A 14,562-nucleotide genomic window follows, 5' to 3' on the forward strand; every position below is an offset into this window, starting at 1 on the left:
GCTGCATCGGCCTAATTTAGCCCCGCCAGGGCGTCAGGCGAGGCAGCCAGCCCGGGACGTTGCGACGGTAGGTCTCGTATTCGGCGCCATAGCGATGGGCCAATGTCGGCTCCTCGTAGAACCGCACGAAGGAGCCCATGGCGATCGCGCCGATGACGGCGTAGGCGACCAGTGTCCAGCTGGAGAATAGCAGCGCCTGGCCGAGAATGATCGACAGCACGGCGACATACATCGGGTTGCGGACATGGCGGTAGATGCCGCCGATCACCAGTCTCTCGGTCGGTGCGACCGGAGCGGGCGTGCCCAGGCCTTCGAGGGCAAAGCGGCCGAAGGCATGCAGCAACGCAGCGATCGCGGCGACGATCAGGAGCCCGCCAACAGGGATAAAGCCCGGCAGGCTCGACCATGGCAAGCTCCAGCGATCGGTCAACAGCCAGGGCACCAGGCCGGCAACCACGCCGGGGGCTGCGATGAAGAAGGCCGCACTGCCGGCGATCGCTGAAAACGTCCGCATTGGCTGCTTCCTCCCTGATTGCCTTAGAAATGAACGCCTGCTGCCCGCTTCCACGTCATTGCGCAGTTTTGGCATTTCGAGCCGAAAACCAGCGACGATTGGCGATTCTGTAGTGGCAATCGCCCAGTTCAGCGCTCCATTTTGACGATTTTGCTGGTCCTATTGGGTCCTGGGATGGGTTAGACCACAGCCTGCGCCTTTTTGCATGCGTGTGTTGCAAAATAGATGCTTGTTTCTTGGGCATGATGAGCACATATATAGATCATCTCCTGGGCGCGTTCTCCTCCCATTAGCGCCCTTGAGTGTTCCCCTCTGGAGGTTAGCCTTAACAGGCACTTCCAATCAAACTCAGCCGGATCTTCGTTGATCCGGCTTTTTTGTTGCCTGTGCCCTGCTGGGGTGGCCAAAAAATCCATCACAATTGCCACGTAACAGTGACATGTAACCTCGGGTAACATATCGCCGACGCCCGCGACCTGCTAAGCAGATCATAGGACGCGGTGTGGTTCGGACGGGAGATGGGGGCATCACTCGTACGGCCCGGGCTCAGGCGGCTACCGCGTCCGAACCGTTTCTCCGCCGAAGTTCGGCGGAACCAAATGCGGCGGACCTGCCGTTTTACCTCCCAAGGAAACGGTCCGCAAACAAAACGACGCCCGGTCCCCGCCGGGCGTCGTTTTCTTTTTCTGCCCCCCGAACCGGGTTCGAGGGGCGTGTGATGGTGCTCCGGGTCAGGCAGCCTTGCCGTTGGTGTTCATCGCGTCGTCGGCCAGACGGCCGGTGAGTTCGGCCATGTGGTCGAAGACGGCGCGGTAGCTGGCGACGCCCGCCGTCGCGGAGCGCAGTTCGATGATCAGGTCGCCGATCTCGGCTTGCGGCATGGTTGCCTCGACGACATCCCATCCCGGCCAGTCAGGCCGCGCGTCATAGCCGAGAATCTGGCCGCGCCGCTGCGGGATGAGTGCGATGATCTTCGAGGTGGCGTCGGACGGCGTGACGATCTCGACCTTCATCACCGGTTCCAGCAGCACCGGCGAGCAGGCGGCCATGCCTTCTTTCATCGCCAGCCTGGCCGCCATCTGGAAGGCCATGTCGGAGGAATCGACCGCGTGATACGAGCCGTCCGACAGATTGACGGCGACATCGACCACGGGAAAGCCGAGCGGCCCGGACTTCAGATAGTCGCGCACGCCGGTTTCGACCGACTGGATGTAGGTCTTCGGCACGACGCCGCCGGTGATGGTGTCGGTGAACTGGAAGCCGGAGCCGCGCGGCAGCGGCTTGATCTCGATCACCACATCGCCGAACTGGCCGTGGCCGCCGGACTGCTTCTTGTGACGGCCGCGCTGCTGCGCCGGTTTGCGGATCGTCTCGCGATAGGGCACCGCCGGCGCATGGCCTTCGACCGGTATCTGGTTCTTGCCTTCCAGCCGTTCGCGCACGACGCGCAAATGCATCTCGCCATGGCCCGACAGCACGGTCTCGGCCGAGTCCTGGTTGTGGCGCAGGCTAAGCGAAGGGTCTTCCTCGGCCAGCCGCTGGATGGCGGCCGACATCTTCACTTCGTCCTTGCGCTCCTTGGGGCGCAACGCGAAGGCGAAGACCGGCTGCGGCGGCTCGAACTCAAGCAGCGGCTTGATGCCGCCCTTGGCCGAACTGAGCGTCTGGCCGGTCTTGACCTCGTCCAGCTTGCCCAGCGCCACCGTGTCGCCGGCCTTGGCGATGGTGAGCTTAACCTGGTCCTTGCCGAGCATTCGGTAAATGCCGGAGACCTTGGCCGTGTCGCCGCCGGGCAGCCAAAGTTCGGAGCCGTCGACGACCTGGCCGTAGAGGATACGCGACACCGACAGTTTGCCGCCATGCGGCGTGTGGATGGTCTTGATTACCTGGACCACGGTGGCCGCGCCGTCGGGTGCGCCGAGCCGCTTGCGGGTCGCCTCGATGTCGGGCGCGTCGTGACGGATCGCCTTCAAGAGGCGCAGCACGCCGTTGCCTTTCTCGGCGGTGCCGATCAGCACCGGCGTCACCGCGCCGTCGCGCAGATCGGCGGCAAGGTCGTCGAAGACGGCGTCCTTGGGCGGCTCGATCTCTTCGAGAAGCTGTTCCATCAACTGGTCGTCATGGTCGGCCAGCGTCTCCAGCATGGAGAAGCGTGCCTCCAGCTCGCGCGCCTTGTCGTCGCCCGGTATCTGGGCCACCTCGCTCTCGGCATATTCGCGATAGATGTAGGCACGCTCCAGCGCCAGATCGATCGAACCGATGACGACGCCGTCCTTGCGCAGCGGAATCTGGCGCAGCAGCAACGGCACCGAGCTTGCCGGCTGCAGCATCTTCAGCGTGTCGCGCACGCCGGCGATTGCCTTGTCGACCTTGTTGAGAAACAGGATGCGCGGCACGCCGAGATCGTCGAGCTTGCGCATGATCAACTGCAGGGCAGGGATCTTCTTTTCATCGGCCTCGGCAACGACCACGGCGAGGTCGCAGGCGGCCAGCACCGGCTCGGCCTCGAAGGAGAATTCGATTGAGCCGGGACAATCGACGAAAGTGATCTGCTCGCCCATGAATTCGGTGGTGGCGATTGTCGCCTCGACGCTCATGGCATGGGCGCGCGCCTCGGGCGAATGATCTGAAACGGTATTGCCTGATGAAACGGGATTTTGTCGGGGAATTGAGCCCGTACGGGCCAATATGGCTTCGAGAAGTGTCGTCTTACCGCTTGCAAAGGGACCGACTATGGCAATGCATTTCGGTCCCGTGCGTCGTCCTCCGGCGCGAGTACCCATGACTGACCTCCACTCAGGCGTTTCCCGTAGGACCGACTGGCATGCATGGTTCAGGCTTGGTCAATCGGTCCTGAGCGGCGGCCGGCCTGTTCGACCGTCGCGGGCGGGGTTCTTTTCAAGCGCCACCTGCCCAAAGCCATCGTCCCACTTGTTTGCCGGCAGGGCAAGAAAAATAGAAATCCGGCGCTCTGCCGCTGACACGCGCCGATCGGACGCTGTTGGCAGCCGGAAGCTGTTGCACGTTGGCTGATATCGGCCGAAACTGGAAATGGGCGGTCTATCGCCCTCCGTTTCAAGGACCACCGACCATGAAGATCATTGCCTGCGGCAGCGTGCCGACCATCATAGCGCCAGAAAAATACTTCACCGGCCGGGTGCTGCAGACGCCGATCATCGAGAAAGAGGCGCCGGCGCAGCTGCGGGCCACGCTGGTCAGCTTCGAGCCGGGCGCGCGCACCCACTGGCACACCCATCCGCTTGGCCAGACGCTCTACATTACCGTGGGCGCCGGGCTCGCCCAGACATGGGGCGAACCGGTCCAGGAGATCAGGGCCGGAGACGTCATTTCCTTTGCGCCTGGCGAAAAGCACTGGCACGGCGCGGCGTCGAAATCGACGATGACGCATATCGCCATGCAGGAGGCGATCGACGGTGTCCATGTAGACTGGCTGGAAGCGGTGACGTCGGCGCAATATGGCGGCTGAATGCCGAGCCCGGCGGGTTCCACGCCGCGATGCGATTGCCGCGTTCCTCACCGCCGCATTGCTGGCCGCCGTGCTGACGCCGGCCGAGGCGCGCTCGGCCAAAGAGGCCAAGCAAGAGGTGTCACGCTGACGGCCAAAATAAAACCCGGCGATGTGAAGCCGGGTTTTTCTGTTCCAGGGTTGACCTGATCAGGTCAGCGATGCCGTGAAGCGCTGGATGCGCGTGCAGGCTTCCTCCAGCAGCGTCTCCGAGGTGGCGTAGGAGATGCGGAAGTTGGGGCCAAGCCCGAAAGCCGAGCCGAACACCACCGCGACGCCCTCGGCCTCGAGCAGTTCCGAGCAGAAGGTCTCGTCGGTGTCGATCAGCTTACCGGCTTTGGTCTTCTTGCCGATCAGCTGGGCGCAGGAGGGATAGACATAGAAAGCGCCTTCCGGCGACGGACACGTGATGCCCCGCGCCTGGTTGAGCATAGAGACGACGAGGTCGCGCCGCCCTTGAAAGATCGCCTTGTTCCTGGCGATGAAGTCCTGCGGGCCGTTGAGCGCCTCGACGGAGGCCCATTGCGCGATGGTGCAGGCGCCTGATGTCTGCTGGCCCTGGATCATGTCCATCGCCTTGATCAATTGGACGGGACCGGCCGCATAGCCGATGCGCCAGCCGGTCATGGCATAGGCTTTCGACACGCCGTTCATGGTCAGCGTGCGCTCGTAGAGCTTCGGCTCGACCTCGGCGATGGTCTTGAAGACGAAATCGCCATAGGTCAGGTGCTCGTACATGTCGTCGGTCAGCGTCCAGACATGCGGATGCTTCAACAGCACATCGGCCAGCGCCCTGAGTTCGGCCTCGGTGTAGGCGGCGCCCGACGGGTTCGACGGCGAGTTCATCAGCAGCCATTTGGTCTTCGGCGTGATCGCCTTTTCCAGCACAGCAGCGGTCAGCTTGAAGCCGTTGTCGATGGAGGTCTCGGCAAACACGGAGGTGCCGCCGCAGATCGCCACCATTTCGGGATAGCTGACCCAGTAGGGGCGCGGAATGACGACCTCGTCGCCCGGATTCAGCGTCGCCATGAAGGCGTTGAACAGGATCTGCTTGCCGCCGGTGCCGACGATGGTCTGCTCGGGCTTGTAGTCGAGATTGTTCTCACGCTTGAACTTTTTCGCGATCGCCTCGCGCAACGGCACGATACCCGAAACCGGCGGATACTTGGTCTCGCCACGGCGGATCGCCTCGATCGCCGCGTTCTTGATGTTGTCGGGTGTGTCGAAATCCGGCTCGCCGGCGCCGAGGCCGATAATGTCACGGCCGGCATTTTTCAGCTCACGCGCTTTCTGTGTCACCGCGATGGTGGCGGAAGGCTTTACGCGGGAAAGGGTGTCGGCAAGAAAGGCCATGACCTTGAACGTCTCCATGGAAGATCGGTGCGACCAGAAGCGGCCGCGGCGCTTCTCATGTCGCATGATTTCGCGCAGTGCAAGCATTGTCGGCTGATCCAGCCGTCAAGGAGCTGTGATCGGGACCCGTGATCGGCAACAATAAATTCATTAACGAGCGGTAGAGGCTTGAGTGGCAGGATCGCAGACCAATTCCGCCAGGTCGCGGAGCGAGGAACCGTGTCGCGCAGCATCGGGCTTGCCCACATCATCCGTCAGGACGACGGCACCTCCACCGGTGTCTGGGGTATCTACACGCTGCAGAGCGCCTTCCAGCCGATCTTCGCCTTCAACGAAGGCAAGCTGTCAGTGGTCGCGTTCGAGGGACTGATCCGGCCGTTCCGTGACGGCGAGCCGCAATCGCCGACGAATTTCTTCTCGACCTGCCCAGCCGCCGACCGTCTGCATATCGAGGCGCTGACCAGGACGCTGCATCTTCTGAACGCCGGCGTCTGCCTGCCGCAGGAGGCGTCGATCTTCGTCAATTTCGACCCGTCGGTGTTCACCGAACGCACCGTTGCCGACGGTGCCTTGCGCGAAATGCGGCTGGTGCTGCATGAGGCCGGCATCGATCCGCGCCGGATCGTCTGCGAAGTGACCGAGCAGCGATCGGCATCGCAGGAAACCCTGCACAACTTTGTCGCGGCACTGAGGGCCAACGGCTTTCGCATCGCCGTCGATGATTATGGCGCCGACGATTCCGACATCAACCGTATCAAGGAACTGAAGCCGGATATCGTCAAGTTCGATGCCTACTGGATCACGCAGCTGATGGAATCAGGCGCCGGCTTCGCGCTTTTGACCACCATGGTGAAAAGCTTCGAGGAGCAAGGCATCCGCACGGTGTTCGAAGGCATCGAGGAGAGCTGGCAATTGGAGCTTGCCGAGAAATCGGGAGCGTCGATGGTCCAGGGTTTCGTGCTGGCACGGCCCGAACTGGCGCCGACCAGTTTTCGCGTCTTCGACAAGACCAGGCAGGCACCCGTCGCCGCTGCCGCAGACACGGCTGCCCCTGCCGTGGCAACGCCCTCGGCGCGGCCGGTGAAGGCCTTCGGGCGTCGGGTGGCGCCATGAGGCTTGAGCGGCGGCGCAATGTCGGCGATGCGATCCAGGTCGATGAAGTCGGTATCGCATACGGCATCCATGGCGAGTTCCGGCTGCGCAGCGCCTATCAGCCGATTTTCGCGCCGCGCGGCCGGTTCCTTCATGCTGTCGCGGTCGAAGCCCTGATCGAGCCGCACCGTGCCGGCCGCCCCGGTGCGCCACGGGTTTTCTTCGACAGCATTGCCGCCTCGGACCGGCTGTTTGTCGAGACCATGTGCCGGGCGCTGCACCTCATGAATTTTCGCAACATCGGCGTCGACGGACTCGACCTGTTCCTCAACTACAATCCGCTGATCAACGACCATCCCGGGCGGGCGCTGGCCGAGATCCGGCTGATGACCAGACACCTCGGCGATTTCGGCCTGGCACCGGGCATGCTGGTCTGCGAAATCACCGAGCAGGCGGCCGATGACGCGCTTCTCGCCCGGCTGGCGCGCGAAATGCGGCATGATGGCATCCGCATCGCCATTGACGATTTCGGCACCGGGCACTCGACCGAGGAGCGGGTGAGCCTGCTCAGGCCCGATATCGTCAAGATCGACGGCGCCTGGTTCGCCGAGTTCTGCCGCCACGCCGCCGCCGAACGGTTCTTCCGCCCGCTGGTTTCCAGCCTGCATGATCGCGGCGCCAAGGTGCTGGTCGAAGGCATCGAGCAGCCCACCCATCTGCGCGTCGCGCTCGAAGGCGGCGTTGACTTGCTGCAGGGTTTTCTCCTCGCCCGTCCCGCGCTTGCCGGCACCATATTTGAGGAAAAGCCGTTGGTCATCGATACGCTGCTGGGTACCGGTGGCAATGTCGTTCCGCTGTTCGGCTAGGGCGCCGGTGTTCACACATCAGCGGCGCCGATCGTCGTACCAAAACAAATCATTGGTTGGGGACGCCGCCGCTGCGATAATCGCGGCAGAGACAGCGCTCCGGGGAACAGCATGATACTTTACGGCATGATCGACAGCGGCAATTGCTACAAACCGCGCCTGCTGATGGCCAAGCTTGGCCTTGCCTTCACCAATGTCGAGGTGAGTTCGCACACCGGCGATACGCGCAAAGCCGATTTTGTCGCCAAGAATCCGAATGCCATGGTGCCGCTGCTCGAGCTCGATGATGGCCGGCGGCTGGCCGAGTCCAACGCCATCCTGCTCTATCTCGCCGAAGGCACGCGATTCCTGCCGGTGGGCAGATACGAGCGGGGGCTCGCCTATCAATGGCTATTCTTCGAACAGTACAGCCACGAGCCTTACATCGCCGTGCGCAAGGCGCTGCTGACTTTCCCTGAAAGAGCCGCGGATGCGACGCCGGAGCGGCTGGCGGTGACGCTGGAGCGCGGCAACAAGGCGCTCGGCGTGATGAACAGGCATTTGGAAAACAATGCCTTCTTCGCCGGCGGCGCGCTCAGCGTCGCCGACATCGCGCTCTATGCCTATACGCATACCGCGGATCAGGGCGGCTTTCAGCTCGACGCCTATCCGGCGGTGGCCGCCTGGCTGAAAAGGGTGGAGGCCGATCCGGGGCATGTACCGATCGAGTGGCTGCCTTAGTTTTGTCCTCACGCCGTCGCCGCTTCGCGGCTGCTCCGGACGGGGCGCGCCAACAGGCGCCACGCCCGGTCGGGCTTGCGGCCTTCGGCCGAGGCGTGAATGGCTGCCTGAGTGAGATGATTGGCTATTTCAGGAGACGGTCGTAATCGGCATGGACGCCGATCCAGAACCAGATCACGTCATCATTGGTGCGGATGGCAACAGCCCGGTAATTGTCGTCAACTCGCGCCGACCAATAGCGTCCGACCTGTTTGAAATGCAGTGATGGATGAAAGGGATCAGAACGCAGTCTGGCAAAACGCCTGTCAGCCTTTGCCCTGATGGGCAATGGCAGTTTTTCATAAGCCTCCCAGAACGATGGGGAGGCGACGTGATTCACAGAGGGCGCGTCCGGCCAGCGCGATGATCCGCCAGTGCCTGTTCGGCAAGCTTGTCCAATCGGCCCGCCTTCGCGTCGGCCTCGATCTGCCGATCCCACATGTCCGCCCGAAGCGCCTCGAACCAGGCGGCAAACGCCTTCAGTTCTTCGGCGCTTAGTTCGGCGACGGATTTTTCGATTTGCTCAAGCTTGGTCATGGCTGAATAGTACCACTACTGGGCCAAAAGTACCACAAGTGGTACTATAGATCCTAGCTGAGGCGACTGCCCCCAGACAGCAAAAAGGCGGGATAAATCCCGCCTTCCCATGCTTGGTAGCCTGATCGGGAGCGTCCGGTCCGGGCTGGCAGCTATCTGCTGATCCAGCTTGTCGGGTCTTTCGCTCCAGCGCGCTTCTCGCGCGACTGTCAGTACATCCGTGACTTGCCGCGCGCCCCGAACTCTCGCCCGGCGCGCGCTGTTCGCAAAATCAGGCTGCCTTGCTCAGAGATCCAGCGGACGACTTGCCAGTGCGGCGGTCCTGCTCGATCTCGAAGTTGATCTTCTGGCCTTCGACCAGGGTCGACAGTCCAGCACGCTCGACAGCGGAGATGTGGACGAAAACGTCCGCGCCGCCCGCGTCAGGCTGAATGAAGCCGAAGCCCTTGGTGGCGTTGAACCACTTGACCGTTCCAGTTGCCATTTTAGATAGTCCTTCAACATTTGCTTTAGTTTGACCAGACCGAGGTCCAGCCGGTGTGCATCGAGATTTTGGAGATAGACGTCAGCAAACGCGAAGATCGCGAGGCCCGGATCGATCGGCCGAAATATCAATGGAAGGCATATAGGCTGGTTTCGCATAAAAAACAAGACTGCGTGAGAAAGCTGTGATCGAGGCGCTGCCCAACGGCTGCCCCAATCTGCTGAAAACGTTGCGGCAGATCACGCTGTCCTCGAGCGGCGGGTCAGGGGAGAGGACCATGAAAACCATTCTGCTTGCCGCTTGCCTGACGCTGGTGGCCGCCGAGGCGCAGGCGGTCTCGCGCTACGACCCGACCCGCATGAGCTGCGGCAAGGTTCAGGCGACGGTCGCCCGGCAGGGCGCCGTCATCCTGCGCTACCAGTCGACGCGCGTGCCGGGATTGCCGCTTTACGACCGCTATGTGCAGAGCCAGCAATTCTGCACCATGGGCGAGGTGAGGACGCGCGCCTACGTGCCGAGTGCCGACACCAGGTCCTGCCCGGTCTACAACTGCAAGCGCCCGGACAATGACCGGCATTTCCGCCGGCGGTTCTTCCACAACAACTAGACACTTGCCCTAAGATCCCGGGCGAAGGGCGAAGCTTCGACCCGGCTATGCCTTAGGTTTTTTCCCATCATCGTGACGATCTGTGCTAACTTCAAAACGGTTTGCACTGGACATGCCGAAGAATGCCGAAGATCGGCCTTGAGCACCGGTTGGCGACACGTGCCGATATGCCGGCGCTGGCTGTACTGATGAATGCAGCCATCGGCGAGCTTCAGAAGCCGTTTCTCACAGAGGAACAGATCGCTTCGAGCCGATCAATCATGGGGCTCGATACTCAACTCGTCGATGATGGAACATATTTCATTGTGAAGCAAAATGGCGTCTTGGCCGGTTGCGGCGGATGGAGTCGGCGCGCAACCCTCTACGGCGGCGACCGTTCACCTGGGCGCGATGCAGCGCTGCTTGATCCGACGAAAGACGCTGCGCGCGTGCGTGCCATGTATACGCATCCCAGCTTCATTCGCCGGGGCGTGGGTCGTCTCATCCTCACGCTGTGCGAGGATGCCGCCCGCGGCGAGGGCTTCACAAGTGTCGAGCTTATGGCAACGATGGCTGGCGAACCGCTCTATCGGGCCTGCGGCTTTGAGGCGGTTGAAGAAGTCGTCGACAACAGAGGCGGAGCGGGCGTGCCACTGTTGAGGATGAGGAAGGCGTTGTGACTGATCGGCGGGCTCGCCCTCATAGCTAGTAGCTGACGGTAGCTGCGAGGCAGACGGCGGCTAGGAAGTTCGTCGCCGATCGATCGTCAAGTGGCGATGCGACGAAAATCCTTGAGGCACCCAAAGATGCGCTCGATGGCGTCGCGAGCGCGGTAGAGGAATGGTGAGAAGCAGTTTTCCAGCGTCGGTTAGCCTTCGGTGGGATGTTCGGCATCGTCTCTCCGCCCTAGACCTTATGGCGGATGGCATTGATGTCATAGCCTTTGTCGCCACGCAGGATTGGACACTTGGGCATCCGCTCCATGATCGCGATTCATCGTTGGTCTCCCTTTGGAGACCGTGAATCACGAAACCGCTGTCAATGGCATCCCCCTTATCGGTCTGGACGCTAGTCAGAACCCGAAGGAAACCTGCGCCGGTGGCGGCGGGCCGACGCGCACGCCTTCCATGGCCAGCATCTTCTCCTTGGTGACCGAACCGCCCGGCGCCGAGAAGCCGCCGATCTTGCCGCCGGCAGCAAGGATGCGATGACAAGGGATGACCAGCGGCACCGGATTGGCGCCGAGCGCCGCGCCGGTCTCGCGGGCGAGCCCGGCATGGCCGGCGGTTTTGGCCAACTCGCCATAGGTGGTGGTTTCGCCGAAGCTGAGCCTTCGCGCTGCGTCGTAAATCGCGAGGCGGAAATCGTCGACGCCATCGAGATCGACCGGCACGCCGGAGAAATCGACGTCCTCGCCCGCCGCATAGGCCTTGATCGAGGCGATCAGCTCGACCACCCATGGCGGCTGGGCCGTGGAGGCGGAAACGCCGCCATGGCGCAGCAGGCGCCGCTCCACCGCTTCGCGGCTGCGTTCGGGCAGGCAGAGCCGGATCAGGCCCTTTTCGCTCCAGGCGATGCCCATGAAACCGATCACTGTTTCTAACACTGCGTGGCCGGACGTGATCGAAGATGTCGTGTCCATGCTGCGTTCCTTTCCACAAAGCAACGAAAACCGGGATTCGTCCCAGTACATATCCGGAACAATATGGCATCGGACCCCAGGTCTTGCCACCCGAAAACCACCTGATGGCCCCGATTGCCGCTCATGAATCGCTGGTGTAAGGGATTTCTTAACAACCCGACAAATCGGACCCGAGCGCGGCTTGCCAGCAAAACTCAACCTTATCGCGATCGGCGTGATCCTGGCCGCCGCCGGCATCAGCGGCTGCACGTCGACCTCGCAGATGAAGTCCGCGCCTGCTCTTACTGAAACCGCAACCGTCGCCGGCACTGATGCCGGCTTCACCGTGCCGCTGCCGGAGACGGTTTCAGTGCTGCCTGAATCATCCGGTATTGCCCCCGTTCAGACGGCCGAGCTGCCGCTCGACCCCGCCGCACAACCGGCGGCAGTGACCGCGGCCTTTGCCGGATCGACACCGGCGGCACCAGCCGTGCCTGCCGCAATGACCGCCAACGCCTTGCAGGCGCCTACGCCGGCCAATGCGGGTGAGCCGGTCGAGGCAGCCGAGACCTATACGACCGCAGGGCTCGTCATGCCAGCGACCGCCAAGGGCGACCGGATGCCCGGCGTCCAGCAGGTCGCCTACGTCGTGCCGCAGAACCCGGCCGCTTTGGTGCAGGGTCCCTTCGGGCCGACGGAAGAACGCTCGACGGGCGTGCGTGGCGATGTCGAACGGCTGATCGAGAAATATGCCGCCCTCTATCAGGTGCCGGTGGATTTGGTGCGCCATGTCGTCAACCGCGAGAGCACCTTCAACCCGAAAGCCTACAACAATGGCCATTGGGGGCTGATGCAGATCAAGCACGCGACGGCGCGCGGCATGGGCTATGACGGACCGGCCAAGGGCCTGTTCGACGCCGAGACCAATCTGAAATACGCGGTCAAATATCTGCGCGGCGCCTGGTTGGTGGCTGGCGGCAACGCCAAGAAGGCCGACTGGCTCTACCAGACCGGCTACTATTTCGATGCCAAGCGCAAGGGCTTGCTCGAGGCAACCGGCCTTGGTGTCGACCGCCAGCGCCGCCGCCTGCAGCCCGACGCCTGAGCGCGATGCCTGAACCGCGTCCGCCGGCTTTGAACGACATCCGGCTGCGCAAGATCCTCGACGAGACGTTGGTTCCGCCGCATTGGCCCGACGGCTTTGTCATGCGCTGCTTCGAGCCCGGTGACGCGCTGCCCCTGCATGCGTTGTTGACCGAGGTGTTCGACGACGGCGCCGATGGCCCGTTCGACGAATGGTGGCCGCGCATATCGGACGATCCCGAATTCGACCCGGCACTGTGCTTCCTCGTCATCGACGCCAAAGGCCGGCTGGCGGCGGCGGCGCTGTGCTGGACCCGCGCCTTCGTTAGGGATCTCGCCGTTCACCCCGAGGCGCGCGGCAAGGGCGTTGCCGAGGCGCTGATGTGGCACGCCTTCGCCATTTTTCGCGAACGCGGCGCCGATCACGTCGACCTCAAGACCAACACGGTCGAGAACGCCGCCGCCGTCCGGCTCTACGAGCGGCTGGGGATGATGCCTGTCGCCTGGGAAGGCTAGGGTGTGCTGATATTCAGGTGATACCGGCCTGCAAGCGACGGTTCCCTGCGCTTCCCCGTTCTACCGCGTCGCGGTAGAACTGAGCTCACGTACTTCAAATACGCTCCGCTCCGGTTCTCGGAAACCGCCTCTTGCGACACGGCCTGACCTGAATCTCAACACGCGCTATTACATGTCGCCCCGCGCAGGAATGGCGTGATTTGGGAACCCAAAGCGCCGCTTCGCATTCAATGGAAGGTGGGGTCTGACAAGCTGCCGGTGCGTGGGAGGATTTTCCGTCGCCGGCGGCGGAGGGACATCCACCATCATGAAGCTTTTTCACGCATTCCTGGCGCTCGGCGTCGCCGCCATGCTGGTTGGCACGCCGGCGCGGGCCGTGGAGTTGTCGATCGTGTCGGGCGATACCGGCGACGGCATCAAGGTGCTGCGCGAGATCCTCGACCGTTACGAGAAAGACAGCGGCAACAAAGTCGGCATCGTCGTCATGCCGACGTCCGGGACCGACCAGTTCGGCCAATACCGGCTTTGGCTCGCCGCGGGAAACAGCGACATCGACGTCTATCAGACGGACGTGATCTGGGCGCCGCAGCTCGCCAGCCAACTCGTCGATCTGACCGCCGCGACCAAGGATGTCGTCGGCGCCCATTTCCCGTCGATCATCCAGTCGCAGACGGTCAATGGCAAGCTCGTCGCCTTGCCGATCTTCACCGATGCGCCGGCGCTCTACTACCGCAAGGATCTCCTCGACAAATACGGCGCAAAGGTGCCGGCGACCTGGAAGGAACTGGCAGACACCGCCAAGCTGGTCATGGACAAGGAGCGTGCGGCGGGCAATCGGGATATCTGGGGCTTCGTCTTCCAGGGCAATGCCTATGAGGGGCTGACCTGCAACGCGCTCGAATGGGTGATGTCGAATGGCGGCGGCCAGATCATCGAGCCGGACGGCTCCATTTCCATCAACAACCCGAAAGCGGCGGCGGTGCTCGATATGGCCAAGGGCTGGGTCGGGACCATCGCACCGCCCGGCGTGCTTGCCTATCAGGAAGAGGAATCGCGCGGCGTGTGGCAGACCGGCAACGCGGTGTTCATGCGCAACTGGCCCTATGCCTACGCACTCGGCAACGGCGAAGGCTCGCCGATCAAGGGCAAATTCGACGTGGCGCCGCTGCCGGCCGGCACGGGCGAAGGCGCCCGACCGGTCGCGACCCTGGGCGGCTGGAACCTCGCCGTCTCCAAATATTCGAAGCATCCTGATGCCGCGATCGAGCTGGTCAAGTTCATCGCCTCGCCCGCGATGCAGAAATACCGCACGCTGAAGACGTCCAACCTGCCGACAATCCAGGCGCTGTATGACGATGCCGACATCGCCAGGCAACAGCCGATTGTTCCGCGCTGGAAGCAGATCTTTCTCAACGCGGTGCCGCGCCCCTCGGCCGCGACCAGGATCAAATACAACGAGGCGTCGAGCCAGTTCTGGAACGCCATTCACAACACGCTCTCGGGCGACGGGACTGCCGCCGACAATCTGGCCGACCTCGAAGCGATGCTGACCAAGATGGAGGGCCGAGGCTGGTGACGCGACGATGCTGGGGCATCCGCCCGGCGGAACCGCAACGAGCGGGTGC

At 62.8% G+C, this 14,562-nt stretch carries 17 protein-coding genes and 1 pseudogene; 10 read left to right on the top strand and 8 right to left on the bottom strand.

Annotated elements, in window-relative coordinates:
• Positions 1–16: 16 nt before the first annotated feature.
• Both NKI38_RS10435 and NKI38_RS10440 read right to left on the bottom strand, forming a co-directional pair.
• A complete protein-coding gene (locus NKI38_RS10435) occupies positions 17–514 on the bottom strand; it encodes a methyltransferase family protein (protein ID WP_352657066.1) in 498 nt (165 codons plus the stop codon).
• Between the two features lie 731 nt (positions 515–1,245).
• Positions 1,246–3,297, bottom strand: a complete 2,052-nt coding sequence (locus tag NKI38_RS10440; protein ID WP_352657068.1) for an elongation factor G — start codon at positions 3,295–3,297, stop codon at positions 1,246–1,248.
• Between the two features lie 308 nt (positions 3,298–3,605).
• On the opposite strand from NKI38_RS10440, the gene NKI38_RS10445 reads away from it, so the two are divergent.
• Positions 3,606–4,001: a (R)-mandelonitrile lyase gene (locus NKI38_RS10445; protein ID WP_352657069.1), complete on the top strand. Its 396-nt coding sequence runs from the start codon at positions 3,606–3,608 to the stop codon at positions 3,999–4,001.
• Positions 3,991–4,131: a hypothetical protein gene (locus NKI38_RS10450; RefSeq protein WP_352657071.1), complete on the top strand. Its 141-nt coding sequence runs from the start codon at positions 3,991–3,993 to the stop codon at positions 4,129–4,131. The genes NKI38_RS10445 and NKI38_RS10450 overlap by 11 nt, the downstream gene beginning before the upstream one ends.
• A gap of 59 nt (positions 4,132–4,190) precedes the next feature.
• Here the strand turns inward: NKI38_RS10450 and NKI38_RS10455 are convergent, their stop codons facing one another.
• A complete protein-coding gene (locus NKI38_RS10455; RefSeq protein ID WP_352657293.1) occupies positions 4,191–5,393 on the bottom strand; it encodes a pyridoxal phosphate-dependent aminotransferase in 1,203 nt (400 codons plus the stop codon).
• A 219-nt stretch (positions 5,394–5,612) separates the two neighbouring features.
• Between NKI38_RS10455 and NKI38_RS10460 the strand changes: the two genes are divergently transcribed.
• The 3 genes from NKI38_RS10460 to NKI38_RS10470 all read left to right on the top strand — a co-directional run bounded on the left by NKI38_RS10460 (position 5,613) and on the right by NKI38_RS10470 (position 8,071).
• Complete coding sequence (locus tag NKI38_RS10460; protein ID WP_352657073.1) at positions 5,613–6,506, top strand: EAL domain-containing protein; 894 nt, start codon at positions 5,613–5,615, stop codon at positions 6,504–6,506.
• Positions 6,503–7,351, top strand: a complete 849-nt coding sequence (locus NKI38_RS10465; protein ID WP_352657075.1) for an EAL domain-containing protein — start codon at positions 6,503–6,505, stop codon at positions 7,349–7,351. The genes NKI38_RS10460 and NKI38_RS10465 overlap by 4 nt, the downstream gene beginning before the upstream one ends.
• A gap of 111 nt (positions 7,352–7,462) precedes the next feature.
• A complete protein-coding gene (locus tag NKI38_RS10470; RefSeq protein ID WP_352657077.1) occupies positions 7,463–8,071 on the top strand; it encodes a glutathione S-transferase family protein in 609 nt (202 codons plus the stop codon).
• A 124-nt stretch (positions 8,072–8,195) separates the two neighbouring features.
• Here NKI38_RS10470 and NKI38_RS10475 read toward each other — a convergent pair whose 3' ends face one another.
• From NKI38_RS10475 to NKI38_RS10485, 3 genes are all read right to left on the bottom strand, one after another.
• A complete protein-coding gene (locus NKI38_RS10475) occupies positions 8,196–8,450 on the bottom strand; it encodes a type II toxin-antitoxin system RelE family toxin (RefSeq protein ID WP_352657079.1) in 255 nt (84 codons plus the stop codon).
• Positions 8,447–8,647: a hypothetical protein gene (locus tag NKI38_RS10480; RefSeq protein WP_023809724.1), complete on the bottom strand. Its 201-nt coding sequence runs from the start codon at positions 8,645–8,647 to the stop codon at positions 8,447–8,449. Before NKI38_RS10480 ends, NKI38_RS10475 begins: the two co-directional genes overlap by 4 nt.
• A gap of 271 nt (positions 8,648–8,918) precedes the next feature.
• Positions 8,919–9,131 carry a cold-shock protein gene (locus tag NKI38_RS10485; protein ID WP_010910991.1) on the bottom strand — a complete coding sequence of 71 codons (213 nt, stop codon included), beginning with the start codon at positions 9,129–9,131 and terminating at the stop codon, positions 8,919–8,921.
• A gap of 277 nt (positions 9,132–9,408) precedes the next feature.
• Between NKI38_RS10485 and NKI38_RS10490 the strand changes: the two genes are divergently transcribed.
• Positions 9,409–9,738, top strand: a complete 330-nt coding sequence (locus NKI38_RS10490; protein WP_352657081.1) for a hypothetical protein — start codon at positions 9,409–9,411, stop codon at positions 9,736–9,738.
• Between the two features lie 122 nt (positions 9,739–9,860).
• Positions 9,861–10,397 carry a GNAT family N-acetyltransferase gene (locus NKI38_RS10495; RefSeq protein ID WP_352657084.1) on the top strand — a complete coding sequence of 179 codons (537 nt, stop codon included), beginning with the start codon at positions 9,861–9,863 and terminating at the stop codon, positions 10,395–10,397.
• A gap of 25 nt (positions 10,398–10,422) precedes the next feature.
• On the opposite strand, the pseudogene NKI38_RS10500 reads toward NKI38_RS10495, so the two are convergent.
• Both NKI38_RS10500 and NKI38_RS10505 read right to left on the bottom strand, forming a co-directional pair.
• Positions 10,423–10,704: pseudogene (locus NKI38_RS10500) on the bottom strand (IS5/IS1182 family transposase); the annotation flags it as partial.
• A gap of 85 nt (positions 10,705–10,789) precedes the next feature.
• Positions 10,790–11,359, bottom strand: a complete 570-nt coding sequence (locus tag NKI38_RS10505) for a methylated-DNA--[protein]-cysteine S-methyltransferase (protein ID WP_352657085.1) — start codon at positions 11,357–11,359, stop codon at positions 10,790–10,792.
• Between the two features lie 181 nt (positions 11,360–11,540).
• Here NKI38_RS10505 and NKI38_RS10510 point away from each other — a divergent pair, with 181 nt between their 5' ends.
• The 3 genes from NKI38_RS10510 to NKI38_RS10520 all read left to right on the top strand — a co-directional run bounded on the left by NKI38_RS10510 (position 11,541) and on the right by NKI38_RS10520 (position 14,513).
• Positions 11,541–12,443 (top strand): transglycosylase SLT domain-containing protein, encoded by a 903-nt coding sequence (locus NKI38_RS10510; protein WP_352657087.1) that lies wholly within the window; start codon positions 11,541–11,543, stop codon positions 12,441–12,443.
• Between the two features lie 5 nt (positions 12,444–12,448).
• Positions 12,449–12,937 (top strand): GNAT family N-acetyltransferase, encoded by a 489-nt coding sequence (locus NKI38_RS10515; RefSeq protein ID WP_352657089.1) that lies wholly within the window; start codon positions 12,449–12,451, stop codon positions 12,935–12,937.
• Between the two features lie 307 nt (positions 12,938–13,244).
• Positions 13,245–14,513 carry an ABC transporter substrate-binding protein gene (locus NKI38_RS10520; protein ID WP_352657092.1) on the top strand — a complete coding sequence of 423 codons (1,269 nt, stop codon included), beginning with the start codon at positions 13,245–13,247 and terminating at the stop codon, positions 14,511–14,513.
• The last annotated feature ends 49 nt before the right edge of the window (positions 14,514–14,562 follow it).

The organism is Mesorhizobium sp. M0621 (genome assembly GCF_040320745.1).
Classification (GTDB): domain Bacteria; phylum Pseudomonadota; class Alphaproteobacteria; order Rhizobiales; family Rhizobiaceae; genus Mesorhizobium.

What these genes read in the sequence shown, in the direction of transcription:
- NKI38_RS10470 (WP_352657077.1), top strand. Translation starts at nt 7,463, where the DNA reads ATGATACTTTACGGCATGATCGACAGCGGCAATTGCTACAAACCGCGC.
- NKI38_RS10450 (WP_352657071.1), top strand. Translation starts at nt 3,991, where the DNA reads ATGGCGGCTGAATGCCGAGCCCGGCGGGTTCCACGCCGCGATGCGATT.
- NKI38_RS10520 (WP_352657092.1), top strand. Translation starts at nt 13,245, where the DNA reads ATGAAGCTTTTTCACGCATTCCTGGCGCTCGGCGTCGCCGCCATGCTG.
- NKI38_RS10455 (WP_352657293.1), bottom strand. Translation starts at nt 5,393, where the DNA reads ATGGCCTTTCTTGCCGACACCCTTTCCCGCGTAAAGCCTTCCGCCACC.
- NKI38_RS10440 (WP_352657068.1), bottom strand. Translation starts at nt 3,297, where the DNA reads ATGGGTACTCGCGCCGGAGGACGACGCACGGGACCGAAATGCATTGCC.
- NKI38_RS10505 (WP_352657085.1), bottom strand. Translation starts at nt 11,359, where the DNA reads ATGGACACGACATCTTCGATCACGTCCGGCCACGCAGTGTTAGAAACA.
- NKI38_RS10480 (WP_023809724.1), bottom strand. Translation starts at nt 8,647, where the DNA reads ATGACCAAGCTTGAGCAAATCGAAAAATCCGTCGCCGAACTAAGCGCC.
- NKI38_RS10515 (WP_352657089.1), top strand. Translation starts at nt 12,449, where the DNA reads ATGCCTGAACCGCGTCCGCCGGCTTTGAACGACATCCGGCTGCGCAAG.
- NKI38_RS10465 (WP_352657075.1), top strand. Translation starts at nt 6,503, where the DNA reads ATGAGGCTTGAGCGGCGGCGCAATGTCGGCGATGCGATCCAGGTCGAT.
- NKI38_RS10490 (WP_352657081.1), top strand. Translation starts at nt 9,409, where the DNA reads ATGAAAACCATTCTGCTTGCCGCTTGCCTGACGCTGGTGGCCGCCGAG.
- NKI38_RS10435 (WP_352657066.1), bottom strand. Translation starts at nt 514, where the DNA reads ATGCGGACGTTTTCAGCGATCGCCGGCAGTGCGGCCTTCTTCATCGCA.
- NKI38_RS10495 (WP_352657084.1), top strand. Translation starts at nt 9,861, where the DNA reads ATGCCGAAGATCGGCCTTGAGCACCGGTTGGCGACACGTGCCGATATG.
- NKI38_RS10485 (WP_010910991.1), bottom strand. Translation starts at nt 9,131, where the DNA reads ATGGCAACTGGAACGGTCAAGTGGTTCAACGCCACCAAGGGCTTCGGC.
- NKI38_RS10445 (WP_352657069.1), top strand. Translation starts at nt 3,606, where the DNA reads ATGAAGATCATTGCCTGCGGCAGCGTGCCGACCATCATAGCGCCAGAA.